The organism is Photobacterium sp. MCCC 1A19761, assembly GCF_037389125.1.
GTDB lineage: Bacteria > Pseudomonadota > Gammaproteobacteria > Enterobacterales > Vibrionaceae > Photobacterium.
In genome coordinates this window covers 246,806-270,262 of the sequence record NZ_JAZGTF010000002.1, presented here as the reverse complement: position 1 = coordinate 270,262, position 23,457 = coordinate 246,806, and the positions used below count along the sequence as shown (strand labels likewise).

General features: G+C 56.8%; 21 protein-coding genes. 5 read left to right on the top strand and 16 right to left on the bottom strand.

Annotation, left to right across the window (positions count from 1 at the left end):
* Positions 1-58: 58 nt before the first annotated feature.
* The gene (locus VV869_RS03915) at positions 59-691 is read left to right on the top strand and encodes an HAD hydrolase-like protein (protein WP_337733674.1); all 633 of its coding nucleotides are present in this window, start codon (positions 59-61) and stop codon (positions 689-691) included.
* An 84-nt stretch (positions 692-775) separates the two neighbouring features.
* Here the strand turns inward: VV869_RS03915 and speB are convergent, their stop codons facing one another.
* The 4 genes from speB to VV869_RS03895 all read right to left on the bottom strand — a co-directional run bounded on the left by speB (position 776) and on the right by VV869_RS03895 (position 5,168).
* Positions 776-1,705, bottom strand: coding sequence for an agmatinase (speB, locus tag VV869_RS03910; protein ID WP_337733673.1), 930 nt, complete (start codon positions 1,703-1,705; stop codon positions 776-778).
* Complete coding sequence (gene speA, locus VV869_RS03905) at positions 1,706-3,616, bottom strand: arginine decarboxylase (protein WP_337733672.1); 1,911 nt, start codon at positions 3,614-3,616, stop codon at positions 1,706-1,708.
* Positions 3,617-3,936: 320 nt separating this feature from the next.
* Positions 3,937-4,779 (bottom strand): TPR end-of-group domain-containing protein, encoded by an 843-nt coding sequence (locus VV869_RS03900; protein ID WP_337733671.1) that lies wholly within the window; start codon positions 4,777-4,779, stop codon positions 3,937-3,939.
* 167 nt (positions 4,780-4,946) lie between these two features.
* On the bottom strand, positions 4,947-5,168 hold the full coding sequence (locus tag VV869_RS03895; protein ID WP_337733670.1) for a hypothetical protein: 222 nt from the start codon (positions 5,166-5,168) through the stop codon (positions 4,947-4,949).
* A gap of 243 nt (positions 5,169-5,411) precedes the next feature.
* Between VV869_RS03895 and VV869_RS03890 the strand changes: the two genes are divergently transcribed.
* Positions 5,412-5,867 carry an RNA-binding S4 domain-containing protein gene (locus VV869_RS03890; protein ID WP_337733669.1) on the top strand — a complete coding sequence of 152 codons (456 nt, stop codon included), beginning with the start codon at positions 5,412-5,414 and terminating at the stop codon, positions 5,865-5,867.
* Between the two features lie 138 nt (positions 5,868-6,005).
* Here the strand turns inward: VV869_RS03890 and VV869_RS03885 are convergent, their stop codons facing one another.
* The 4 genes from VV869_RS03885 to VV869_RS03870 all read right to left on the bottom strand — a co-directional run bounded on the left by VV869_RS03885 (position 6,006) and on the right by VV869_RS03870 (position 8,332).
* Complete coding sequence (locus tag VV869_RS03885; protein WP_337733668.1) at positions 6,006-6,896, bottom strand: DUF7916 family protein; 891 nt, start codon at positions 6,894-6,896, stop codon at positions 6,006-6,008.
* A 488-nt stretch (positions 6,897-7,384) separates the two neighbouring features.
* On the bottom strand, positions 7,385-7,600 hold the full coding sequence (locus VV869_RS03880) for a hypothetical protein (RefSeq protein WP_337733667.1): 216 nt from the start codon (positions 7,598-7,600) through the stop codon (positions 7,385-7,387).
* Between the two features lie 255 nt (positions 7,601-7,855).
* Positions 7,856-7,978: a hypothetical protein gene (locus VV869_RS03875; protein WP_261600307.1), complete on the bottom strand. Its 123-nt coding sequence runs from the start codon at positions 7,976-7,978 to the stop codon at positions 7,856-7,858.
* A gap of 156 nt (positions 7,979-8,134) precedes the next feature.
* Positions 8,135-8,332 (bottom strand): hypothetical protein, encoded by a 198-nt coding sequence (locus VV869_RS03870; RefSeq protein ID WP_337733666.1) that lies wholly within the window; start codon positions 8,330-8,332, stop codon positions 8,135-8,137.
* A gap of 483 nt (positions 8,333-8,815) precedes the next feature.
* Between VV869_RS03870 and VV869_RS03865 the strand changes: the two genes are divergently transcribed.
* The 3 genes from VV869_RS03865 to VV869_RS03855 are packed head-to-tail and all read left to right on the top strand — an operon-like array spanning position 8,816 to position 13,458.
* A complete protein-coding gene (locus VV869_RS03865) occupies positions 8,816-9,649 on the top strand; it encodes a phosphate/phosphite/phosphonate ABC transporter substrate-binding protein (protein ID WP_443147289.1) in 834 nt (277 codons plus the stop codon).
* Positions 9,650-9,664: 15 nt separating this feature from the next.
* Positions 9,665-12,403 carry a hybrid sensor histidine kinase/response regulator gene (locus VV869_RS03860; protein ID WP_337733664.1) on the top strand — a complete coding sequence of 913 codons (2,739 nt, stop codon included), beginning with the start codon at positions 9,665-9,667 and terminating at the stop codon, positions 12,401-12,403.
* Complete coding sequence (locus VV869_RS03855; protein WP_337733663.1) at positions 12,403-13,458, top strand: glycosyltransferase family 4 protein; 1,056 nt, start codon at positions 12,403-12,405, stop codon at positions 13,456-13,458. Before VV869_RS03860 ends, VV869_RS03855 begins: the two co-directional genes overlap by 1 nt.
* A gap of 140 nt (positions 13,459-13,598) precedes the next feature.
* Here the strand turns inward: VV869_RS03855 and VV869_RS03850 are convergent, their stop codons facing one another.
* The 8 genes from VV869_RS03850 to VV869_RS03815 all read right to left on the bottom strand — a co-directional run bounded on the left by VV869_RS03850 (position 13,599) and on the right by VV869_RS03815 (position 23,457).
* Positions 13,599-15,104, bottom strand: a complete 1,506-nt coding sequence (locus VV869_RS03850; RefSeq protein WP_337733662.1) for a SpoIIE family protein phosphatase — start codon at positions 15,102-15,104, stop codon at positions 13,599-13,601.
* Entirely contained in the window at positions 15,101-15,799 is a 699-nt protein-coding gene (locus tag VV869_RS03845; RefSeq protein WP_337733661.1) for a hypothetical protein, read from the bottom strand. Before VV869_RS03845 ends, VV869_RS03850 begins: the two co-directional genes overlap by 4 nt.
* Positions 15,796-17,883, bottom strand: coding sequence for an SLBB domain-containing protein (locus VV869_RS03840; protein WP_337733660.1), 2,088 nt, complete (start codon positions 17,881-17,883; stop codon positions 15,796-15,798). Before VV869_RS03840 ends, VV869_RS03845 begins: the two co-directional genes overlap by 4 nt.
* 9 nt (positions 17,884-17,892) lie before the next feature.
* Positions 17,893-18,660 (bottom strand): OmpA family protein, encoded by a 768-nt coding sequence (locus VV869_RS03835; RefSeq protein ID WP_337733659.1) that lies wholly within the window; start codon positions 18,658-18,660, stop codon positions 17,893-17,895.
* A 1-nt stretch (position 18,661) separates the two neighbouring features.
* Entirely contained in the window at positions 18,662-18,964 is a 303-nt protein-coding gene (locus VV869_RS03830) for an STAS domain-containing protein (RefSeq protein ID WP_337733658.1), read from the bottom strand.
* Positions 18,965-19,111: 147 nt separating this feature from the next.
* Positions 19,112-20,911: a sugar transferase gene (locus VV869_RS03825; protein WP_337733657.1), complete on the bottom strand. Its 1,800-nt coding sequence runs from the start codon at positions 20,909-20,911 to the stop codon at positions 19,112-19,114.
* A 10-nt stretch (positions 20,912-20,921) separates the two neighbouring features.
* A complete protein-coding gene (locus VV869_RS03820) occupies positions 20,922-21,932 on the bottom strand; it encodes a glycosyltransferase (protein ID WP_443147288.1) in 1,011 nt (336 codons plus the stop codon).
* Positions 21,883-23,457 (bottom strand): GumC family protein, encoded by a 1,575-nt coding sequence (locus VV869_RS03815; RefSeq protein WP_337733656.1) that lies wholly within the window; start codon positions 23,455-23,457, stop codon positions 21,883-21,885. The genes VV869_RS03820 and VV869_RS03815 overlap by 50 nt, the downstream gene beginning before the upstream one ends.

Below are 23,457 nucleotides of genomic sequence, written 5' to 3'. Positions count from 1 at the left end.
GTACGAAAGAAACGGACAAGAAATAAGCATAAAAACCGCGAATAACAAGGAGTGTGGTGTGAAACATGATTGGCTGATTTTTGATTTGGACGGCACCATCAGCGATCCCAAAGACGGGATTGTGCGCTCGTTTAACTATGCGTTGCAGGCGTTTGATCTTCCGGTTTGCCCCGAAGCTGAGATTGCCGCTTATATTGGCCCGCCGCTCGATCAGACCTTTATCCAGCTGGTCGGCAGCCATGATCCGGACCTGATCCAACAGCTGGTGGCGAAATACCGCGAGCGTTATGCCGAAATCGGCTATCGCGAGAACCGGTTGTATCCGGGGATGGCGCAAATTCTGGCGCAACTGGCGGACGCCGGTCAGTATCGGCTTGGGGTGTGTACCTCCAAGCGGGCGGATTTCGCCGAGAAAATCCTTGAAATGTTCGGGCTCCGTGAGCGGTTTGAATTTGTCAGCGGCGGGGACATCGGCATCGAGAAGTGGCAACAGCTGGCAGAATTACGTCGGGACGGCGTGATTTCGCAGCAGGCGGTGATGATTGGAGATCGGGCGGTGGATATCACGGCCGGTCAGCGCAATGGCCTGCAAACAGCCGGGGTGTTGTGGGGTTACGGCTCGGTTGAAGAGCTCAGTCAGGTTGCGCCGACCTATCTGTTTGAGCAGCCGCAGCAACTGGGACAGTTGTAATGCGATGACTTGATGTAGATTTGCCGGACATGAACCGGTAAGGTCTCTTGAGCACGGTGTACTCAAGAGACCGCCGCACGACAATTACGCTGCGGTTTCCCGTTCGCTGGCCCAGGCGTACATCAGTTCCAGGGCGATGGTGGCGCCGGCCAGGGCCGTCACGTCACTTTGGTCGAATGGCGGCGAGACCTCGACCACATCCATGCCGACAATGTTCATCCCGGCGAGGCCGCGGATGATATTGAGCACTTTATCTGAATTGAGCCCGCCACAGACCGGTGTGCCGGTGCCCGGTGCAAAAGCCGGGTCCAGGCAGTCGATGTCAAAAGTGACATAGACCGGTTTATCGCCAACCACATCGCGGATTTGTGCCACAATGCTTTCCACGCTCATCTGATTGGCCTGGCTTGCATCAATGACGTTGAACCCGTGTTGCTTCTGCTCATATTGCGTCCGGATACCGATTTGAATCGAATGCTTCGGACAGATCAGCCCTTCTTTGGGCGCATGATAAAACATGGTGCCGTGATCATAGGCGCTGCCGTTAGCATACGTATCCGTGTGAGCGTCAAAATGCACCAGAGCCATCTCACCATAATGTTTGGCGGAGGCGCGCAGGATCGGCAAGGTGATAAAGTGATCACCGCCCAGCGCCAGCAAGGTTTTACCGCTTTTTAAAATTTCACCGGTTGCCGCTTCCAGCCGGTAAGTAAAATCTTCGGCATCCCCGCAATCAAACACCAGATCACCGACATCAATCACGTTGGCCTTCTCGAACAGGTTGAAGTCCCACGGGTACTTCTTGCTTTCCCACGCCAGGTTGACCGACGCGCGGCGAATTGCGTCGGGCCCCAGGCGCGCGCCCGGGCGGCCCGAGGTCGCCATATCCAGCGGGACACCAAGGACCACGAGATCCGCATCCGTGTCGACGGGGTTGCGCACGTAAGGACGGCGCAGAAAGCTCATGGCGTTTGAGTACAGAGAATAATCAGTTTTCGTAAACAAATCATTCATTTAAAAGTCCTCTAAATAGGTATATCCGTTTAAGCCGTTTTCCAGCTCATCCAGAATCGCCTGTTGTTCATTCGAACACACGCGCGCTGCAACCAGTTCGCGGTAATGGCCGCGGATTTGCTCGACATCAATATGGACGTAACGCAGCATGTCTTCCACGCTGTCGCCTTCGTTGATCAGGGTCAGTTCTGCCTCACCGTCCGAGTCGATGTTGACCACCACACTGTGGGTGTCCCCAAACAGGTTGTGCATGTCGCCCAGAATTTCCTGATACGCACCGACCAGGAAAAAGCCCATCAGGTACTCTTCGTCTTTGGTCCAGGCCGGAACCGGTAACGTCGTTTCGATGCCTTGCCCTTCAACGTATTGCTCCACGGCGCCATCCGAGTCACAGGTGATATCGAGGATCACCGCCCGGCGATCATCCAGTCGCTCAAGCCCGGAGAGGGGCAGCACCGGGAACACCTGATCAATCCCCCACGCATCCGGCAGGGACTGGAACAGGGAGAAATTGACGAAGAACTTGTCCGCCAGTCGCTCATGGAGCTGGTCCAGGATCGGCCGGTGGAAGCGGTTCCGGGTGTTCATTTTCCGGCTCAGCTCGAAATAAATCCGCAGTGATAACTGCTCGGCCCATGCACGCTGTTCCAGATTGAGCAGTCCCATCGCAAACTGGCTGTGGACTTCCGACAAATCGCTTTGCGTGTCGTTGTAGATCTCGATTAGCGCCCGTGCATTGCTGTCATCCTGCAGGATCTCCCAGTTACGCCACATATTCTGAAGCAGCACCGGATCATCCGTCAGCGGCTCGACCACCGTTTCCGGCTGATAGCTTTCTGTCCCGATCACATTGGTGATCAGCACGGCGTGATGCGCGGTCAGCGAGCGGCCGGACTCGGAGATAATCACCGGCATCGGCTGCTCGTAATGCTGACAAACGTCACTGACGGTGCTGACCACATTGCGTGCGTATTCTGCCAACCCGTAGTTCATCGAGTTGGAGGACTGGCTGCGGGTGCCGTCATAGTCGACGGCAAGTCCGCCGCCGATGTCGAAATACTGGATCTGTGCGCCCATGGAACGCAGTTCACAGTAAAACCGCGCCGACTCGTTCACGCCGTTGCGCACGTCGCGAATATTTGCCATCTGCGAGCCGAGGTGGAAGTGCACCAGTTGCAGGGCATCCAGCTGATCTTCTTCTTTCAGGCGCGCGATCACACGTAGCACTTGCGAGGCTGACAGGCCGAATTTGGATTTTTCACCACCGCTGGCCTGCCATTTTCCGGCGCCTTGAGAAGCAAGGCGAATCCGGATCCCCAGCCGAGGCTTGACCCCCAGGCTGGCCGCTTCACGCAGCACCAGATCGAGTTCGGACATCTTTTCCAGCACGATAAACACTTTGTGGCCGAGCTTTTCGCCAATCAGTGCCAGACGGATATATTCGCGATCTTTATAGCCGTTGCACACGATCACCGAGCTGGCTTTTTGCGCCATCGCCAGGACGGCCAGCAGCTCTGGTTTGCTGCCGGCTTCCAGACCCAGTTGTTTGGTTTCCAACTGCGCCTGGCTGGCCAGAATCTCATCCACAACTTCACGCTGCTGGTTGACCTTGATCGGATACACCAACAGGTAGTGATTCGGGTAATCATACTCTTCAATCGCTTGGTTGAATGCCTGGCAGATGTTGTGCACGCGTTGGTGTAAGATCTGTGGGAAACGTACCAAAGCAGGCATGCTTAAGCCGGTTGCTTCGATTTGTTTGGCGATTTTGCTGAGCGCCAGTCCGCGTGTTTTGTCACAGGTTGGCGAAACATAAACTTCGCCGGTGTCATCAATGCCAAAGAATCCCTGGCTCCAGTAATCAACGTTGTAATCTGCACGAACGCTATCTAGTTTGGATACGTTTTCCACTTATCTTCTCAGTCAGCAGATGCCCGGTGGATTGCCACATCGGGGCATAGCCAAAAACAAGGCCCAACCTGAACAGACAAGTTGAGCCACACCTGACGCCTGTTGCGTCGCGCGTATTAACGGGCAAAACGGTGTGTGAGTCTAACGAATAAAATTTGTCGTGAAGATAAACTTTGGTGCGACAACCAACCATCGATCGCCGGGATTCGGCAGGAGCGGCTTTGCGACGGCGAGCACGGGGGAGTGGGCACGGAGATGATAGCGTGGCAGGAAGGGACGCAACCCAAAGAGGCAGCCGACCAAGCCAGCTGCCTCAGGGATTATTCAGACGGATTGATGAGCTCTTCAAATCGTTCATTGCCATGCAGTGAATCGAAGTCCAGCTCTTCGCTGGCCAGCTCGCGCAGTGACGCGCTGCCGATAATGGCCTGTTCCAGATCAGAAATCGCCTGCTCCTCCACACCCAGACAAGCGAAGGCACAGGCGCGCTGATAGAGCGCGTGTGCGTTGGTGGTGTCGACTTCCAGCACCCGGTTACAGATACTTAATGCCCAGTGGAATTCACGGATTTCCATCGCAGCATCGGCTTTGTAGGTCAGGGCTTCTAAATCGCCGGGACGGATTTTGAGGATTTCATCATAAATTTCGATTTTCTGCTCGGCAGTTTGTGAGCTCTGTGCCCGGAGCCAGAGGTTATGGACCTCGTTAATGATTTCTATTTCCTTGTTGTTCTGGGCAATGATCCGGGTTTTTCGTTTCAGATCCCGCTCGAGCAACTGAAATTTCTTCTCATACTGCTGGGCAATTTCATCCAACTGCCGGTCAGCCATCTGGGTGGTTTTCTCTTTGAGCTCTTTCAGCGATTGCCAGCCGACCAGGGCAAACAGTGACGCGGCACCGGCAATCAGATAGAAGAAGTAGGTGACTGTGACGTTGGCATAGTTCATGGACTTATCGGCAACGCCAAGCTCGCGGTCAGTGATCTGAATCGTCAGTCGCCGCTCTAAATCCTGTTGGTCCTGGCGCAGGGATTTAAGTTCATCCAGAACGTATCTCTCCATCAGGGGTTTATCGTAAATACTTTCCTCTGCGTACCTTTCCTCCCCCCAAGTCGGCAGCGCCAGCAGGGCAATGAGCAGGCAAGACCATAGCCATCGGGTCATCACATAATCCTTTCATTTCATTCTTGATAAGATCTTCAATTCAGCTCCAGCCTATCAGATCTCTTGCCTGAAATGCGAGGCACCACCGGTTAAAAGTTCGCCATCAAGGCAGCAGCGATGGGACGAATAAGGCGTTATGCCTTCGCTAATCCGGATACAGTCGGTTCTTAAAAGCCGCCGGCCAGCTGGGCCTGGGCCAGCAGGGTTTGTCGCAGCGCTTCGCGATGAAGCGCCTGAGTCTGCACGGGGGCAGGTTGGACGTTGGCTGATAATGCGTCGGTCGCCGGTGTCTGAGCAGCATTTCTTGGCATATGCATGGTCGCAGTGTGCGCAGGGGAGGTTTCCGTCAGGGACGGGATCAACACATAGGCTTTATTGAAAATCAGCATGGTTGGGGCCTCTTACAATGGATGTGGCGCTTATGCTGTCGCAATGCGGTTAAAAAAACATCACCCCCGATTTCGGCGGATAGGGAGGAGGTGGGAGGCGTAGACGCCGGGCTGGTGGATTTCGGCGGTAATGCGATGTCAATGCGATGGCGATCGGCGCGCGACTTCGGCTGGGAAATCTCCGTGTGCGGGTTGGCTTGAATAGGGTAAACTACGGCGAAACTATTTATTCCGGTTAATCCTATGTCTGATCATGAAAATGAATACGAAGTAGAAGCGTTAGGGGTTGAAGTCTCCAGTCAACCGATTGAGCTCTACAAAGTCCTGAAAATTGCCAATGCCGTGAGCGGTGGGGGAGAAGCCAAGTTTGCCATTGCGGAAGGCTATGTGGCGGTCAACGGCGAACTCGAGCAACGCAAACGTCGTAAAGTTTATGACGGGGATGTGATCGAGTTTAATGAAGAGTTCTACCTAGTGATTTGTGATCAGCCGGTGACTGAGGTGCCGCCGAGTCCTGTAGTCGAGAAAGCAACAAAGCCGGCAAGAGCGCAACAGCAGCCGAAACCATCAAAGCCGTCTAAACCTAAATCGGCGTCGAAATCTAAACCGGCGTCGAAATCGGCCGGACGTAAACAAGCGTCGCCGAAAAAATCAGGCCCCGCGGATCAGGCCACTGGACGTAAGCCCATCAGCTTCTAGTCGTAATATCTCCTTGGTCCACAGTGCTCAGCCAAGGCACACGGCCCATAAAAAACGCCTCCGAAACCGGAGGCGTTTTTTGTGTTGGAGCAGCATACTTTCAACGTGGGTCGAAAGCGCGCTGTTAGCCGAGCGAGATTAACGACGGTTCGCCATACGTTTGAACTGATGGCGACGGCCGCGGATGGTGATGCCCATCCGCATGATATTTTCCAGCACTGCCAGACCGCCGTAGCCGCCGTCACCGATGTGGACGATATCAGCACCCGCGCCTTTGGATTCGGAAGCCACTTTCTCGATGAAGCTCTCGCTCGCCCCTTCCTGAGAAGTTCCGATTGCCAGCATGCCTAGCATGCCCGCTTCGTGGACGGCAGTCATCAGTGAGGTCGCCAGGGCCGGATTCATCCCCGGGGTGGTGAACGGCGCCGGGAACATCATGATATCGGCACCTGCTTCAGCAAACTGCGGGATAAAGTCAGTGTTGTAGTCGTTGCCGACACCGCCACCGTGCATCTTACCGGCAATGATCACGATGTCTTTCGAGATTGAGCGGGTCAGGGCAATTGCATCCAGGATGGTTTCCTGGGACACGGCCATCCCCGGGTTCCCGGTGAGCATAATGTAGTTCAGGCCCAGCTCAACGGCACGCTCAACAGTCTCGGCGCTCAGCGCACGTCCTGGTGTGATGTCGGTAAAGCCCTGAGGAACCGGCTCCAGGTTACAACCCAGGATACGACCGGAAAGTTGCTTCAGATCGGCAACCGTAAAGTGGTCAGCCACGCCATGCGCTTCGGCACCGTTTACGGCCGCCCGCGGATCCAGCAGGTCCAGCACGTTCAACGTGATCATATCTGCTCCGAACGCAGCGGCGATTTCAGCCCCGGAGACCAGATCCAGAGGGGGCTCCATCGACACCACATTTTCGACCATCATGGTCCGACCCTCAGAAATCTTGATGCAATTGACGATTTCTTTCCGGCCCATGGTCGCAATGTCCTGGCGGGTAAGATCAAAAATACGCTTTTTCATGGCTTGTTAACTCCATTGAGGTTGCAGGTTTTAAAACTGTTTGGAAATAAAATGAAAGGCTGTTTTTAGGCACAGTTCACTTTATTGGGAATACTGTCTGAAGTTATTGCTCGGGTGTTGCTTGAGGGTTATTTTGGTCTTGTTACTCATTAATTTCAATAGGCGAAATTAATATATTTGAACCAGCTTTTATTAATAGGTTTGATAATATTTCTTTTGCCGTTAAAGCGTTTCGTGTCATTCCCTTGGCGTATTTTTTCAATTTTATGTGTAAAGGGTGAATATATTTTTTATCAAATTAAATAAATCAACGGAGACATGCAAGGGCGAACCCGTTCAGACTATTTCCGGAGGGGACGCGTCGTGGGGCCGGTAGCGGAGAAATGGGGAGGAAAGCCGCGACAGTAAGATATTTCAGTCTTGGGAGTCACTTCACAAGTTCACAAGGTGAGGTGTGCCGCGTGCTTTCAGGGGCGTGACGTTGGTGGTCAATGTCGCTTATGGCGCAGGAGTTCCAGCTCGATTTCCCGGTTGCTGACGTTGAGCAGAAAGTCCAGGCTGGCCGGGTAATCACTGCTCTGACTTTTCATATAGGCTGCCAGTAATTTCACGTCATCGGGACGCGGTTTGTAGCTCAGATTCGGAAATGCTGAGTAAATTCGGGTGATCGCTTCTTTGAGCGTTTCGTTTCGGGTGCTACACATACCTGTGTGATCTCGCTACGGTTCAATGAGGTTCTCTGTAAGGCGAGACGCATTGTAAGCGGCAATTGTGACACGTAAGTTGCAACGGTTTGGGGGGAAGATCAGGTGGTGATTCATTGCACAATGGCTGGGGGATTTAAATCAGATGGTCTCAGCCATTGGCCGTCGCATCAGCGACAACCGGGGCTTTGCGCTATCCCAGTACCATCACCTCGGCAGAGGCGCTGCATGCCGAGGTGATGGTAAGAGATTCACTTAAGCGGCTTTTTTCAGCGCTTTTTTCAGCTTCTTCAGTTTGCCTTGCTGCTTGGCAACTTTAGCTTTGCGTGATTTGATCTCTTTTTTCAGTGATTTCACTTTCTTTGATACTTTTGCCATTGTTGTATCTCCTTTCTTCGTGAGTAAATCGGCCCGATGGCCGGTCAAGTTCGCGTTTGCCGCGGGCCCGCGGGATGTATGGAGCCCAGGGCCGACGGCTGCGAATCGAACGGATGCGCCGTTACTATGGTTTGCCGTTACTATGGTTTGCCGTCACTATGGTTTGAGTGCAGGCGGCGCATCCTCCTGGTGCTCGGCGAGAAACCCGCGAATAAAGCGGCGAATTTCACGTGCGGCACTCGTATCCAATTGTTCACACAGCGAGATAAAAGTATCCCGCTCTTCACTGTTAATTCTGATCACCAGCTGGCTGTCTTTCTTGCCAAATTTGATCCGTTTCGTCTTTTCGGCCATGGCAGCCAAGCCTCAGCAAATGTTTTACGTTGTATATAGAGTGTATATACAAAAATCGATGTTGCCCGGAATTTTCCCGAAAACAATCAACGAAAAGAATATTATTCGACACCTATTCCATATCGATGAAATAACAAGCTGAATAATTACAGGAAAGTGAAATACAAAGCCGTGAAGAATCATTGGCGTGTGTAAAACCATCTGCGATTCTGAAATTTTTCGGGGTGAGTCGCACTGAATATCGCGTTGCAAATTGCTGGTTTAATGCGAGACAGTTCGCAATATTGAAGTGCAAAGACTCTATTTTTATCCAGCCGTTATTTTTCGGGCCCTAAATCAGCGTGATTTCTCCGGAATATTGCGGGTCGCCCGCCTCAGCCAGATTGGCACAGAAATTGAGACTTTCCTGAATCGAATGTGAGAGCCGTCCGGTGTGAACAACACCGGTCCACAGGCCGAGCAAGGCAGGAGAGCGACATGTACATGAAAAGGCAAAACCGACGCTGGTTGTTGAGATGTTCCCTGTTGCTGGTGGCAGTGCTGTTGCTTTCGATGCTGTCGCTTCCGGTGCTGGCGGCGCGGCCGGTTCTGGTGTTCGGGGTGGTGCCTCAGCAGTCGGCGGCTCGACTGGCGGCCCAGTGGATGCCGCTGCTGGATGTGTGGGGTGACATTGTCGGTGTCGAATTTCGATTTGCGACGGCGCCGGATATTCCGACCTTCGAAGCCCGGTTAAAGGCCGGCGAGTACGATCTGGCCTACATGAATCCTTATCACTTCACCTTGTTCCATCAGTCGCCGGGTTATCGGGCGCTGGCACGGGCCAGGGATAAGCGGATCACCGGGATTCTGGTGGCGAAAAAAAACTGGCAGGGGGATTTAACGCAGCTGGAAGGCCAGACCCTGGCCTTCCCGGCCCCCCGGGCTTTTGCGGCCACCGTGCTGACTCAGTCTGAGCTCGATGCCGCCGGGATCCACTATCAGCCCCAGTATGTGGGCTCTCATGATTCGGTTTACCTCTCGGTCGCAAAAGGTTTGTTTCCGGCCGGAGGCGGTGTGATCCGAACTTTCAACAGTTTGCCGGATGCGCTGCGGAACGAATTGACGGTGATCCACCACACTGCACGCTATACCCCCCACGCAGTGGCGTATCACCCCAAACTGGACGCCGCGACAGTCTCCCGGCTTCGGCAAAGTATTGCGCTCTTGGATCAACACGCAGGAGCTGCGGTGGCTTTCTCTCAACTCAATATCAAGGGCTGGCAATTGGCAGCGGACCAGGACTGGGATGATGTGGCCGCACTTGGGATCCGGCGTTAACAATAAGGATGAGCGATGACACTGCGAATGAAGACGATCCTCGGGATCGCACTGATCGAGGCGCTGGTGTTGGCGGTACTGATTGTTTTCGGGATGCACTGGCTGAAAGATTCCAATGAGCAGCGGTTGGAAACCAGTAGTCGGCAACTGGTCAGCGTGTTTGCCAAAGCGACGCGCGATGCGGTTCTGGCATCCGATCTCGCATATCTGGACAGCTTCGCGGCCTCCATTGTCAGTGAGCATAATCTGGCTTATATCCGTATCACGGATGGCGACGGGACAGAGCTGGCGGTTCACGGTGACTATCAGGGGGTGGATCGGCAGGTGAAGCCAGTTGATGCCCATGATGAGGTTTATGATGTCGCCAGCGAGATCCGGATTGGCAATCACAGCTTCGGCCTGGTCGAAATGGGCGTTCGGGTCGATGGCTTGCAGCAACTGCTGAATCATGTCGCCCAGTCCAGCTTGACCCTGGCCGGGATTGAAATGGTGCTGGTGGCCCTGTTTTCTTTTGCCTTGGGGACATACCTGATGACCCGGCTGGATCGCCTTAAATGCGGAGTGGAGGAAGTTGGCCGCTGTGGACCGGGAACACAAATTGAAATCAACGGCAACGATGAGGTTAGCCGGGTCAGCGAGGCGTTTAACCGGATGTCACGCTCTCTGGCGGAAGCTCAGCAGGCGCTGGAGCTAGAGCACCGGCATCAGCTCGCATTAGCCGCCAAAGTGAAAGAGCTGGCGCAGGTCGCGGAGTGTGCCCGGGATGCCATTGTTATTACCAATGCCGACGGGGGGATCACCTGGGTCAACGGTGCTTTTGAGCAACTGACCGGGTATAGCCTGACGGAACTGAATGGTCAAGCGCCCGGTCGGTTGTTGCAGGGGCAAAACACAGATCCGGAAACGGTGGCGGCGATTCGACGCTGCTTGGCCGACAACCAGCCGGTGCGGGTTGAGATCCTCAATTATCACAAGCGGGGCATGCCGTACTGGGTCGAGTTGGATATCTCACCGGTGTTCAATGAACAAGGGGCGGTAGAACGGTTTATTGCCGTGCAGCGGGATGTCACCGAGCGGCACCGGGTCGAACGACAGCTGGAAGCGGCTCTGGAGAGTGCGACCAAAGCGACTCAGGCCAAGTCTGAATTTCTCGCCAACATGAGCCATGAAATCCGTACGCCGATGAATGCGGTCATGGGGATCAGTGAGCTGTTGCTGGAAGAGATCACCGAGCCGCATCATCAGGCCCAGCTCCGGTTGATCCATCAGTCCGCGGACAACCTGGTCGCCATCATCAATGACATCCTCGACTACAGCAAAATTGAAGCCGGTAAGCTGACCTTGCAGCATGAGCCGTTCGATTTACCCCAGGTGTGTGAGCACGCGCTGGCGCTATGCGCTTATCAGGCCGGGCAGAAAGGGCTGCACTTGTTGTTGGCATTACCTCCGGCCTTCCCGAGCCGGGTGATGGGCGATAAAGGCCGGATCAACCAAGTGCTGATCAATCTGCTTGGCAATGCGCTCAAGTTTACCGAGTCCGGCCATGTCACATTGAGTGTGACCGAAGAAGCGAGCGGTCGGCATCAAAGCCGCTACTGCATTGCGGTGGAAGATACCGGCATTGGGATCCCTGCCGAGCGCCTGCCGCATATTATGGATAAATTTGAGCAGGTGGATAATTCTGCCACCCGGGAATATCAGGGCACCGGACTGGGCCTGGCGATTTGTAAGCGCCTGGTCGGCTTGTTCGGGGGAGAGCTGACGGTGCGCTCCACACCGGGGCAAGGGTCGTGTTTTTCATTTCAGCTGACCCTGACGCATGAAGGGGAGACCGTCTGCCGGGAAGCGCCGATCCTGGCCGGACAATCCGTGGTAGTGATTGACGCCTATGCGCCGCGGCAACAGGTGACCCGGCAAGCGTTGGAGATCCTGGGGGCTGACGTTGCATTGTTCCCGTCGGTGGAAGCGGTCGAGCAGGCCGGTGGGGTGCCCAAGGCCGCCCTGGTGGTGGTCTGTCAGCAGACATTGACCGGCAACATGCTCTGGTGCCGCCGGGTCGGCACACAGCGCCCGCTGATTGTGCTGGGCCATGGGCCGGTTGACGAATCACCGGCGCAGTCAGGGCCTTGGTTGGTGCTCAACCAGCCGGTTACCGCCGCCAAGCTGGTCGCTTTGCTGGACAATAGGTTACTTACCCGGACATCGCTTGCGGGGCAGTCAAGTATGAACCGGGAGCAGTCAAGCATGAGCCAAGAGCTGCCAAGCACGGGCCAGGGGCTGTCAGATGCGCAACCCAGTGACAGTGAGATACCGGAAGCGCTCGGCCCGTTAACCATCTTGCTGGCAGAAGACAGTCCGATTAACCGATTGCTGGTCGAGAAAATGCTGGCGCATACCCCGGCGGAATTGGTGATGGCGGAAAACGGGGAAGAAGCGATTGCCCTCTATGCTGAGGTCGAGCCGGATTTGGTGCTGACGGATATTTCGATGCCGATCAAAAACGGCTATGAAGTGACGGCAGCGATCCGGGCCATGCAAGCGCAGTCAGGGGCACACCAGTGTCCGATTATCGGCTTGTCGGCTCATGCGATGAAAGAAGAGCAGCAACAGAGCCTGGCAGCCGGGATGGATGACTACCTGACCAAACCGGTTCGCAAAGCACAATTGCTGGCCATGATCCAACGCTGGTCAGCGCCCGAAGCGAATGGACTGGCATTGGGGCAACAAGACGGGCTTGGGTTCAGGAGGTTGTGATGAAAGTGATGCTGTTTTTAGACTCGTCAGGTTTCGGCGGGATTGAATCGCATGTGCTGCAACTAGCCATGATGCTGCACCAGCGACAAGTGGCGGTTGAAGTGATGTTCTTCCGCCATTATCCCCGGCATCCGCTGTATGCCCGGTTGGCACAGGCCGGAGTTCGCTATCGTTTTGCCCGAGGTTCGTTAACCGTTGTGCGTCGGATGCTGTCGGAGCTGGCAGCAACGGATACCCTGCATGCGCACGGCTACAAAGCCAGTGTGCTGGCACGGCTGTTCAAGCCATTGTGTGCCGCTCGGGTGGTGACGACCTTCCATGCCGGGGAAACCGGCGATCGCAAAGTCCGTTGCTATGAATGGCTCAATCGTTTCACCGCGCCGCTGTCGGATAACCTGGCGGTAAGCGAATCGATCCGGGCACGGGTAGGCCGGGATTGCAAGGTGGTCCGTAATTTTATCGATACCCGGCAGGTACTTCCGCGCACCGAGCGCACCGGCGCTCAGTCCCCGTTACGATTTGCGTTTGTCGGTCGTCTGAGCCATGAAAAAGGGCTGGACCGCTATCTGGCCTGTGCCCGATTGTTTCCGGATCATCAATGGCATGTGTTTGGCGATGGGCCACAAGCCGCATTGCTGAACGAGGCACCGAATTGTATCGTTCATGGGGCTGTGGCGTCGATGCAGGCTTACTGGTCAGCCATTGATGTGCTGGTCATGCCGTCGCGGCAGGAAGGGTTGCCGATGGCGGCGATTGAAGCGATGGCCCATGGCACCTTGGTGATCGCGACGCAGGTGGGGCAACTCAGCGATCTGGTCGATCACCGCTTTCTGGTGCCGGAGCCCGATTGGCAGCAGATCCCGGCGCTGATTGATGTGATCGCCGGTTGGGAGCCCGGCTTGTGGCAGGATTTTCAGCGCCGGGCGCAACATCGGGTGGAGACCCAATTCAGTGCCGGTGCGTTGTGGCGGGAGTATCAGGCGATTTACCGTTACCGCCCGGCGCAGCCGTCTGCTGAAACAGCCGCTGCGGCTCAGACGACGCCCGCTGAGTGAGCTGGCGCAGTTGTCCTGAGTGGTCATTTCAATGAAGCGGTCCCGGTATCACCGGGGCCATAATATTTTGGCGTTTTGGCGTTTTGGCGTTTTGGCGTTTTGGTGTTTTAGTGCCTCTGTCGCAACCATCATTGCTAACGTTAGCGCTTGATCAGCGTCAGCAGCTTCCGGTCGTCCTGAACTTCCGGCGAGTTGTGTGCCTGCATAATCCCTTGATCTGATAACAGCTCCTGGTGCCACAGCCACTGATGCAGTGTTTCGCCGGTGACGGGAGGCGGCGCATCGGCGGCAGCAATTGCGTCAGTCAGTTCGCTGACCTGCTCGGCGATGCCGTCACTAAAGCCGTGGATACTGTCGCCGGGGGCCAGTTGGTAACACTGGATCTCAGCGTCGATGACCGGATCGATCCCCAGTAACCCGAGATTGTGTGACTGCGCGGTTGGGATCCCCTGTTGTTGTACGATGTAGGGCGGCATACCGGCGTTGATCACCTGTAGCGTGCCGGTGGCGTCGATTTCCAGAGCCATCAGACACATCAGATGCGGCAGGCGCTGTCCGGTGCGATAGAGCTCCTGGTTGACCTGCGCCATGAAGCGCGAGAGCGTCATATCGGGATGGCTGAGCAAGCCCTGCATATAGCCAATCCAGGCGGCACCGTTGGCTCGGGCAACCGGTCCGTGTCCCATCTGATCTCCCATCACCAGCATGGTCCGATCGTCATCGAACGTTCTGGACAGGAGAAAATCGCCGCTGTGCTCCGGGTAACTCTGATGCAGGATCTGCCAGCTCGGTGGCACGGCCGGGGTTTCCGCCAGTTGCGGCAACAGACTGTTCAGCAGCATTTGTTCATAGAGGGTTTCCAGGTTCTGGTGACGGGAGAGCACCCGGGCCAGGCTGTCGAGGAGCACCCCGCGTTTGACCGGTTTTATCAGGTAATCGTCGATGGCCTGTGTGACTGCCCGGTTGCGGGTCGCCGGGAGTTCATCGCCGGTGAGGAAAATAAAAGGCAGCAGCGAATGTTTCGGCAGCCGCCCGACCTGAAGACGAAACTCAAACCCGGACATGTTCGGCATATGAAGGTCAGTGATCACCAGGTGGCATTCATTTCCGCTCAGCCAGGTCAGTGCTTCGGTCGCCGTACTGAACGTGACGACCTGATAATCCCGGCTCAGGTATTCGCGCAGCAGGGTCAGTTGGCTGACACTGTCATCGATGACCAAGACGGTCGGCAGCGACAGCGTGTCCGGAAGTGCAAAGGCCAGACAATTCTGCCCCGGCAGGTAGTGATACTGGTGATCAGGCAGCAAGGTGGCAATCAGCCCCAGCCCCATGCCGTCGGCGGCCAGTTCGGTTGGCAGGCTGGCCTGGGCCAGCCGCTCGGCCATCGACGCCCAGCCGGGGCCGTCATCTTCAATCTCGAACATCAGCGCCTGGCGTTGCTTGTAAAAACGCAGGATGACATGCACCGGTGGCTGCTGCTGGTGGCGCAGCAGGTTGGTGATGTATTCGGTGGTGACCAGCTCGACCGCCTGGGCGGTCGGACCGGCAATTTGCAGCAGGTTCAGCTGACGCTTGAGGTATTGGCGGATCCCGGCCAGGGCAGCAAATGAAATTGGAAACTGGTGACTCAGCAGGCATTGCTTCACAACTGGTACTCTCCTTGTAGTAGCGGGCTGCGGTTGATGCGTTCCGTCAGCCGCTGGCGCAGGCGACGCGGCAGCCAGCTGCCCCGGCTGTTCAGTACCCGGGTGATCTCGCTGGCTAACGTCGGGTAGTGCAAGTCATTGATTATAGTCCCGATGCACGTCACTTTCCCCTGTTCCAGCCGTTTGATGCTCTGGAAAAGGCTATTTTCCGGTGTTTTTGCGGCGGCGGCACAGAGCAGTGCGCCGTCACTGGCTGACCCGATCGCCGTTGCTGAAAGGTTTTGCCAGTTGGCTACATACACGGTGCCGGCATCGCACAGGACAAAATCGTATTGCTCCCGCCAGGCAGCAACCGCCTGGCTCAGGCACTGCGGCTGGCGCAGGCTGGTGAGCGTCGCCGGCGAGCTGGGCCGCGGCAGGATCGCCAGATGGCTGTTGGGCTGATAGATCGCCTCGCGCTGACCAGTGCCGTCGAGCGACCACTCCGCCGGGGGGATCCCTTGGCCGGTCCCGCTGAAATCGAAATCGATTAGCAGCACATTGGCGTTTTCACCGCTGAGACGCTCGGCCAGCCAGCGACACAAAGTTGAGGTGCCGCACGCCCGGCTAGCCCCGGCGAGGGTGATCACCCGGGCACCGCTCTGGTACACCTGCTGAAACAACAAATCAAATTCCTGACTGAGCCAAGGGGTCATAGGGCTGCTCCCAGTACAATTAAGGTCACCATCGATAACACATCCCGCAATCCCTGACGCAGTTGCGAGGGCGCAGAGTCTTCTTTATTCGGGACATAAACTGTATCCCCCGGGCGCAACATCGGCAGGGGATGGTCCGCCGGGTCGTTGACATAGTCGCGTAGGTTGAAGGACTGAGATTCATCGCCGCAGCAGGAGGTGTTGACGATCATGATCCGCTCAATAAAGGCATTCTCGGTCGGGCCGCCGGCCTCGGCCAGCAGATCGAGCAGTGACATTTCCTGGCTGAAGGTGTAGCGGCCGGGGGTGGTGACTTCTCCCATCAGCCGGACGACTTTATCGGCGGGTTTATCCAGCCAGTCGGCATCGAGCTTGGGGACATAAATCACATCTCCGGGGACGACCGTGGGCAGGAGCGATTCATCCCCGGTTTCGAAATAAAGGGCCAGGTCAAATTTGCTGACGCTGGCGGTCGGGCCGTCCCGGTGGCTGATGCGCAGCTGACGCAGGTTAGCATCGCCGTTGGGGCCGTCGGCGGCGGCCAGAATATCCAGAATACCCAGCTCGCGGTTAAAGGCGTAGCGGCCCGGCGCGCCGACCTGACCGAAGACGTAAATGGAATCATCGGCGGACTGGCGAACCCAACTGGCTTTGTTATCGGTGGGATCTTTGGGCAGCTCGTCGACAATGATGGTGTCACCCGCCTTGAGCACCGGCAGGGTGGCAAAGTCCCCGCCCTGATTGATGAAAGCTTCCAGGTTGAAGCGGGTCAGGTTGTTGTCGCCGCTGCCCTGATGCAGGATCCGGATATTGGCCAGGTTGGCTTCCTGATTCGGCCCGCCGGCATGGGCCAGCACATCGAGAAAGCTCATGCTGCTCTCCCATTCAAACCGGCCGGGGTTGTACACCGCCCCGATGATTTTGATCGCCCGATCATTGGTAACTTTCAGCCAGGACTTTTCGTTGAAATCAATTTTCTCCGGCACGAAAATGACATCCCCCGGACGCAAGTCCGGCAAAGGATGGCGGGCCGGATTCTGGCTGTAATGCACCAGGTTAACCAACAGGGCCGGCCCGTTTTCGCGCAGTACCCGGATCTGGGTGGTATCTGCAAACCGGGTCGGCCCGCCGGCATTGGCCAGCACATCCATAAATCCGGCACCAGTACTGTTTTCATATGCGCCGGGCGCCTGAACTTCCCCCATAATGTACACGGTGCGCTGGGTGGTGCTGATCTCTTCGACTTCGATAGGCGCGAAGATAATGCTGCCGGGTTGAATGGGCGGTAACTGCTCGGTCTTGCCGGAGTCTAAATAGGCCTTGAGATCGAATAGGGTAGGCTGGTTATTGGTGATCACCCGGATCTTGGTGACATCGGCGTAACGCGTGACCCCGCCGGCGCGCATGACGGCATCGACCACGCTCATGCCCGGTTTGAAACTGAATGTGCCCGGATTGCGAAATTCACCGAACAGGGTGAGTCCGCTCTGTTGCTCTGCGTCACCGGCTTCGACCAGTGAGGCTGCATCGAACTGGATTTCGACATTGCCCAGTTGCGGCGAGGCGGCAACGAAAACCGTATCGCCACTTTCCAGCGCCGGCAGCAAGCTGAGATCGCCGCTATCGAGATACGATTTGTAATTCAGCGGCCGGGATTGCCCGTCGCGGGTGAGTTGCAACTTATCGAGCTGGGCGCCGGGTTTCAGCCCGCCGGCTGCGGTCAGGGCCATTTGGATATTGGCGTCGGCTGCCAGTGTCACAGTGCCGGGTTGGTTGACATAGCCCAGCACGCGAACCCGGATTTCACTGCTGAGCAAGCTGAGGGAAAACTCATCCAGATTCCGGTACACCGCGGCCAGCCGTTGGCGGATTTGTTGCTGGGCCTGCTGTTCATCCATCCCGGCGACGGACACTGCCCCCACTTCGGGCAGCAGCAGCTGTCCGCTGTCGCTAATGATGAAAGGTTGGTTGAATGCTTCCTCTCCCGGAAGCTGAATGTTGACCACATCTCCCGGTGCCAGCGTTTGGGCTTGGAGCCAGACGGGGCATAAGACCATCAGCAGACAAAGCAAAATCCGTTTCATAGCGACTCCCTAGGGGTGCTGATGCCAGTGTCTGATTGCGTGAACGCCCGGTGAAGGTACGGCAGAGGATGACTTCTCGGACAGCTCGGCAATCACCGTGCGTTCGGCCAGCGCTGCGGTACGGTCCGCGCCCGGATGGGCAAACTGATCACCGTGGCTGCGGGTGGTCAGTTGCGACGGAGACACGCCCTGGGTGACCAGGAATTCTTTCACCCGGTTGGCGCGGCGCAGTCCCAGTTGCTGGTTATAGGGCGCGGTGGCCTTGGCATCGGTATAACCGGTTAAGGTGATCAGCCAGTTGTCGCGGCGCTTTAAAATGGCAGCCGCATGGCGCAGGGCCTGCTGGTAGTCGGGCAGCAGCGCACTTTGATCCAGCGCGAACTGGTTGTCGACGGAGAAATACAGCATCAACTGGCGTCGCTCCTGAGCCACAGAAGCCCGGCTGATGCACTGGGTGTGCTCTTCCAGCCAGTCGAGCTGGTGGGTGATCAGGTGGACCTGCTCGTTGGCATCAATCAAAGAGTGTTGCACATCTTTATCGAACCCGGCTTCAGCTTCCTGCTTGGCCTTCAGGTAAAGGTGCTGCAACACCTGCAATTGGCCCGGCAGGCATTCCCGGGCACCACGGTTGGCCAACACTTCGATCTCCAGCCGCAGGTGTTCCACCTGGTGAACCAGTGCCAGATCGGCTTGGTTCAGCCTGGGATAGTGGGTGTTATCCCAGGTTGCACAACCGCCGAACAGCAGCAGGGGAAAAAGGATCAATCGTCTGTCCATGTCAAATCTCCGCACTGGTGATTAAAGGGATCACTTTGTCGATGCGTAGCATATTCATAAGCTGGCGGGGCTGGCCGTTGACATTGAGCAGGCGGAGGGTCCGGCCGCGGCTGCGCAGGCGTTTGTACAAAAAGACAATCGCGCCGATCCCGCAGGAGTCGATAAAGCTGACCTGGGTTAAATCCAGGATCACTTCCGTTTGTTCGGTCTGGCTCAGGGTCTCGAAATCGGCTTCAAGCTGCTTCGCCGAATAAGCGTCAAATTCGTTTGCCAAGGTCAGGGCAATTGCTTCGGTCTTTTCCATCACTGCTTCTCCTGAACAAGATGATCGATAAGGTGCATTCAAGCGGTTGGTCACATTCGGTCGATACAGTCTGGTCTGTGACGCAGGGTCTCTAGCACCCGGTCTCTAGCATTGGTTCTCTATAGATAAACAAGTTGCATGCCAAGGTTATTGTCCGCGACCGGCCATCATGATCCAGGCGGTTTTACCGATGATGCGTAAATCCATCATAAGCCATTGAAATGGCGAGCTAAGTGCCGTGGAGTAAGCATGGTCCCACAGCAGTTTGTTCTTCACATCGTCCAGGGTTTCGTCGTAGCCGTTGTTCACCTGCGCCAGTCCGGTGATCCCCGGTTTCAGACCGGCGGTGCGTTCGGCATAAAATGGCAATGCATTTTGCAAATTGCCGCAGAACTCAGGCCGTTCCGGCCGCGGGCCGATCAACGACATGTCGCCCCGGAGCACATTGAGAAACTGCGGCAGCTCGTCCAGACGGGTTTTACGCAGGAATTTACCAACCCGGGTCACCCGGGGATCCTGCCGGGACGCCCAGACTGCGCCGGTCTCTTTTTCGGCAAACTGCCCCATCGAGCGAAACTTGATCATGTGGAACAGCTCGACCCGGTGATGATGGATCTGGCCCACCCGCAGCTGGCGGAAAAACACCGGCCCCGGGGATTCTAGCTTGATTGCCAGCGCGATCAGCGGCCACAGCGGCAGGGTCAGGAGCAGGCCAAGGGTACTCAGCACCAGATCGGAGAGACGCTTGAGGATCCGGGTCGACAGGCTCTGGTACAGGTGCAGGGCCGCAGCGGGTTGCCATCCCTGGCGATACTGCCCGCCCAGGTAAGCCACCATGCCTTTCAGCGACGCCGTGTAGCCGCGCACCAGATAATTGAGCTTGACCAGAATCCCGGCGCGCACGTCGAGTTCGGGCAGCAGCGCCAGGCTGTATCCCAGGATTTGCGCGATGCTGAGCCCGGTGGCGATCAGGCTGCCGCTGAGTGCCAGGGCGAGGGAGAGCAACAGAAACAGGATCAAGAGAAAAGGCATCAGGGTGCGGAGCCCTTTGCCGGACATGAAGATCCAGGCACTGGTGAGCAGGGACGGGCGCAGCAGAAAGCGGCAGCGGATCAGCTGTTGCAAATTACCGGCCCCGATCCGTTCGCGGCGTTTCTGATCCTGCTGATCACTGGTTGGGGCCATCTCTACGCTGTTGATCGCCTGATTCAGCAGCACCTGAGAGCCCTGTTCGATGATGCTCATCGGCAGCATGAAGTCATCATTGATGGTGTCATGCGGCAGCGGGCGGAACAGGGCGGTGCGCATGATGTAAAACGCGCCGCTGCCACCCATGACATTGCCCAGGGCGGATTCGGAGCGGCGGATCTGGTTTTGCCAGGCCCAGTATTGCGCTTCGCCCGGTAGCGGAGTCGCCAGCAGGTACTGGCTGGTGAGTGCCCCGATGGCCGGATCGGCAAAAGCGGTGACGCTTTGTTGCAGGGCATCAATTGAAATCAGCGCCGAGACGTCGGTCAGTGCCGCGAAGGTTTCATGATCCCGGGCTAGATCCATCAGCTGGTTCAGGCGATAGAGCTTGCCGCGGTTATCCGGCGCGTCGATCAGGGTCAGTTGAAGACCGGCGGCATCGAGTCGGGGTTGCCAGTTGCGGATCTTCTCTGCGGTATCGTCGCTGCAACCGTCACAGGCAATGTACAGGTGCAGCTTGTCCGCCGGGTAATCCAGGCTAATCAGGTTCGCCAGCTTGGCTTCGATGTAGTCGCTTTCGTTATAGGCGCACATCACGATAGCCACTTTCGGCCAGTCACCGGAGGCTGCCGTAACAGCAGCCTCCGGGCTTTGGCGGCTGCGCCACCGGCTCAACAGGAGCATCACGGGTAAATAGATCAGGTGGTGATAGATAATCAGCACCGCAAGGACAATCAAGGTTCCCCAAACCCAAGCCATAACATTCTCCTTAATAGTGACAAGCCAGCTGTTCGTAGCGGGCGACTGTGGTGCGAATGTCGGCCACCCGGGCGACAAACTGCTGGTTCAGCTCACGGTACTTGTGATGCTGGATGTTGATTTTTGAGGCCAGGATCTGCGCCAGTGAACGGCTGTCTCCGGGCGCGAACAGGGTGCCGGTTGCCGGGTTGGTCAGCTCCGGAATGGCTCCGACCCGGCTGGCGACGACACTGCACCCGCAGGCCTGGGCTTCGAGCAGCGCCAGCGGCAGCCCTTCGCGTACCGACGGCAGGCAAAACAGGTCGATGGCCTGATAGAACCGGTGCATGTCTTTGACATGGCCGAGCCAGCTGATGCGCTCGGCCACGCCCAGCTCGGCCGCCATCTGTTGCCAATGCTGTCGCATGTCGCCATCTCCGGCGATCGCGACATGGATGGGCTGTGGCAGTTCCGGCAGCGTTGCAATCAGGGTTTCCAGTGCTTTTTCCGGCACCAGCCGCCCGGCACAGCCAATCAGAAAGGCATGCTCCGGCAGATGGAAGTGCGCTCTGGCCTCAGTCACGTTACCCGGAGTGAAGGTCCGGGTATCGATGCCGTTGAGGATCACCAGCGGCGCAGCCGTGTCGAGTTGTTCTGCCAGCGCGTTGGCCACCATCGGGGCATCGGCGACCAGCCGGATGTTTCGATTGAGCAGCAGCCGGGTGAGCCAGCGCTGTTTGGGATCCTCCAGGTGCCAGGCGTCATGCTCGGTATGCACGTGGCGGCAGGTCTCGCCCAGCAGGGCCAGCTTGCCGTACAGCAGGGGGCCGAGATGATGGGTATGAATGGCCTGCGCCTGATGGCGGCGGATCAGATGCCTCAGTTGCCGAACCGACTGCCAGGAAAAACCGGCTGGTTTATCCAGGAAATGCAGCCGATCGCCAAATTCGCGCAACAAAGGCCACTGGCGCAGGCTGTCCTCCCGGCTGCCTTCAAGAGCGACCAGGTGCATCGGGCAGTTTGCATGGCGCAGCAGGTTCAGACACAGGACTTCGATGCCGCCGGGCTGAAGGTGCTGAACAATTTGGATGATTGTTGCCGAAGTTGGCGTCTTCATAGGTGCGATCCTCATCTGGACGTCGCAAGGCCGGGATCCGTCCCAGAACGGCTGTCCGGGTGATCCGCTGTACCTGCTCAGTGGCGTAAATTCGGGTATCTGTCAGAACCATCAGGGTGGTCATGGACAGGCCAAGCCCCAGGCCGCCGACGATGCCGAGGACAAAACTGATCCACCAGGGCCAGTTGGTCGGCTGAGACGGGATATAGGGGGTATCGATAATTTTCAGCTTGTCCCGCTCTTCGAAACGGCCCAGCTGGCCGGTCACCTGCGCCATTTCGTAGCGCTCCAGTAACCGGTTGTAGATTTTTTCTTTCACCTCGAAATTACGCTCCAGCGATTTGAGCGATTTTTCGAGGTTGGCAAACTCGGCCCGCTTGCGGGTCAGGCTCTGGATTTGCTCCCGAAGGACCTGCTGCTTCTGTGCCAGCGCGTCAATATTGCTTTCAGCTTGTTGGTACTGCTCCAATTGGCTGATCAACAAGGGGCGGCTGGCCGCATCCGGGTGGTCACTCTGGTTCGCGGCCACGGTCCAGAGCTGGTTCAGCTCGGCTTCGCTCAGGTGACTCTGCTGAGTCAGCAGCCGCTTGGACTCCTGACGTAGGGTGTTGACCCGACGTAGCATGGCTTTGACCTCCGAGTGTTGGTTGGTGTAGCGGGCCCGGAGGATCGTGAGTTTGGCCTCTGCCTGGATCAGCTCGTCTTCCAGCAGCGACATCACCGGATTGGCGTTGATCAGCCGCTTCTTCAGCATTTCCCGCTCGGCTTCGGCCTGTTTGAGCGCCAGTTCGGTTTCCCGCAGCTGAGATTCGAGCTGGGCTACATTCTGGGTCTGGCTGCCCTGAATTTGCGGCAGGTTATCGATGTTTGCCTGCTTGAACCTGGCCAGGGTTTCTTCCGCCGCTTCCAGCTCGGATTGAGTTTCGTGCAGTTGCTGCGCAAGGAACTGCTCGGAACTGGAGACCGAGGTTTTTCCCGGCGCTTGCAGCCGCTCCAGAAACTGTTTTGACACCGCTTCCAGGATCGGCACCATCTGCTCGGGTCGGTCCCAGCTGAGGCCAATTTTGATCAAATCTGAGCCGGCCAGCGACAGGCGGAGCCCGCCGGAGAGCTTGTTGCGCATCCGGTTCAGTTCGTAGGGTGTTTCATCGGGAACCAGCGACAGGGTGGTAATGACCTCATTCAGGATGTAGCGGCTGTGGATCATTACCCGCAGGGCTTCCATCCGCTCCTCAAGATGGAACGAAATCGAGAGATCCTCCAGAAACGGGTTCATCAGCGCTGTCTCCTGAACCAGAATCGTGGTGTGGGAGTAATAGTTCTTGGGCTTGAGACCGTTGATGAAGGTGGCGACGAATGGCAGTAACACCATCGGCAGCACGATCAGGTAGCGGTACTTCCACAGCGCCTGCAGGATCGGATACAGCTGGGCAAAGAAACGTTGACGCAT

Bases quoted from the DNA above. Each gene is read 5' to 3' on its own strand.
- VV869_RS03840 (WP_337733660.1), bottom strand. From the start codon at position 17,883: ATGAAACGGATTTTGCTTTGTCTGCTGATGGTCTTATGCCCCGTCTGG.
- VV869_RS03855 (WP_337733663.1), top strand. From the start codon at position 12,403: ATGAAAGTGATGCTGTTTTTAGACTCGTCAGGTTTCGGCGGGATTGAA.
- VV869_RS03825 (WP_337733657.1), bottom strand. From the start codon at position 20,911: ATGGCTTGGGTTTGGGGAACCTTGATTGTCCTTGCGGTGCTGATTATC.
- VV869_RS03900 (WP_337733671.1), bottom strand. From the start codon at position 4,779: ATGACCCGATGGCTATGGTCTTGCCTGCTCATTGCCCTGCTGGCGCTG.
- VV869_RS03835 (WP_337733659.1), bottom strand. From the start codon at position 18,660: ATGGACAGACGATTGATCCTTTTTCCCCTGCTGCTGTTCGGCGGTTGT.
- VV869_RS03880 (WP_337733667.1), bottom strand. From the start codon at position 7,600: ATGTGTAGCACCCGAAACGAAACGCTCAAAGAAGCGATCACCCGAATT.
- VV869_RS03885 (WP_337733668.1), bottom strand. From the start codon at position 6,896: ATGAAAAAGCGTATTTTTGATCTTACCCGCCAGGACATTGCGACCATG.
- VV869_RS03815 (WP_337733656.1), bottom strand. From the start codon at position 23,457: ATGCGTCAACGTTTCTTTGCCCAGCTGTATCCGATCCTGCAGGCGCTG.
- VV869_RS03845 (WP_337733661.1), bottom strand. From the start codon at position 15,799: ATGACCCCTTGGCTCAGTCAGGAATTTGATTTGTTGTTTCAGCAGGTG.
- VV869_RS03890 (WP_337733669.1), top strand. From the start codon at position 5,412: ATGTCTGATCATGAAAATGAATACGAAGTAGAAGCGTTAGGGGTTGAA.
- VV869_RS03895 (WP_337733670.1), bottom strand. From the start codon at position 5,168: ATGCTGATTTTCAATAAAGCCTATGTGTTGATCCCGTCCCTGACGGAA.
- VV869_RS03830 (WP_337733658.1), bottom strand. From the start codon at position 18,964: ATGGAAAAGACCGAAGCAATTGCCCTGACCTTGGCAAACGAATTTGAC.
- VV869_RS03860 (WP_337733664.1), top strand. From the start codon at position 9,665: ATGACACTGCGAATGAAGACGATCCTCGGGATCGCACTGATCGAGGCG.
- VV869_RS03870 (WP_337733666.1), bottom strand. From the start codon at position 8,332: ATGGCCGAAAAGACGAAACGGATCAAATTTGGCAAGAAAGACAGCCAG.
- speB (WP_337733673.1), bottom strand. From the start codon at position 1,705: ATGAATGATTTGTTTACGAAAACTGATTATTCTCTGTACTCAAACGCC.
- VV869_RS03875 (WP_261600307.1), bottom strand. From the start codon at position 7,978: ATGGCAAAAGTATCAAAGAAAGTGAAATCACTGAAAAAAGAGATCAAA.
- VV869_RS03865 (WP_443147289.1), top strand. From the start codon at position 8,816: ATGAAAAGGCAAAACCGACGCTGGTTGTTGAGATGTTCCCTGTTGCTG.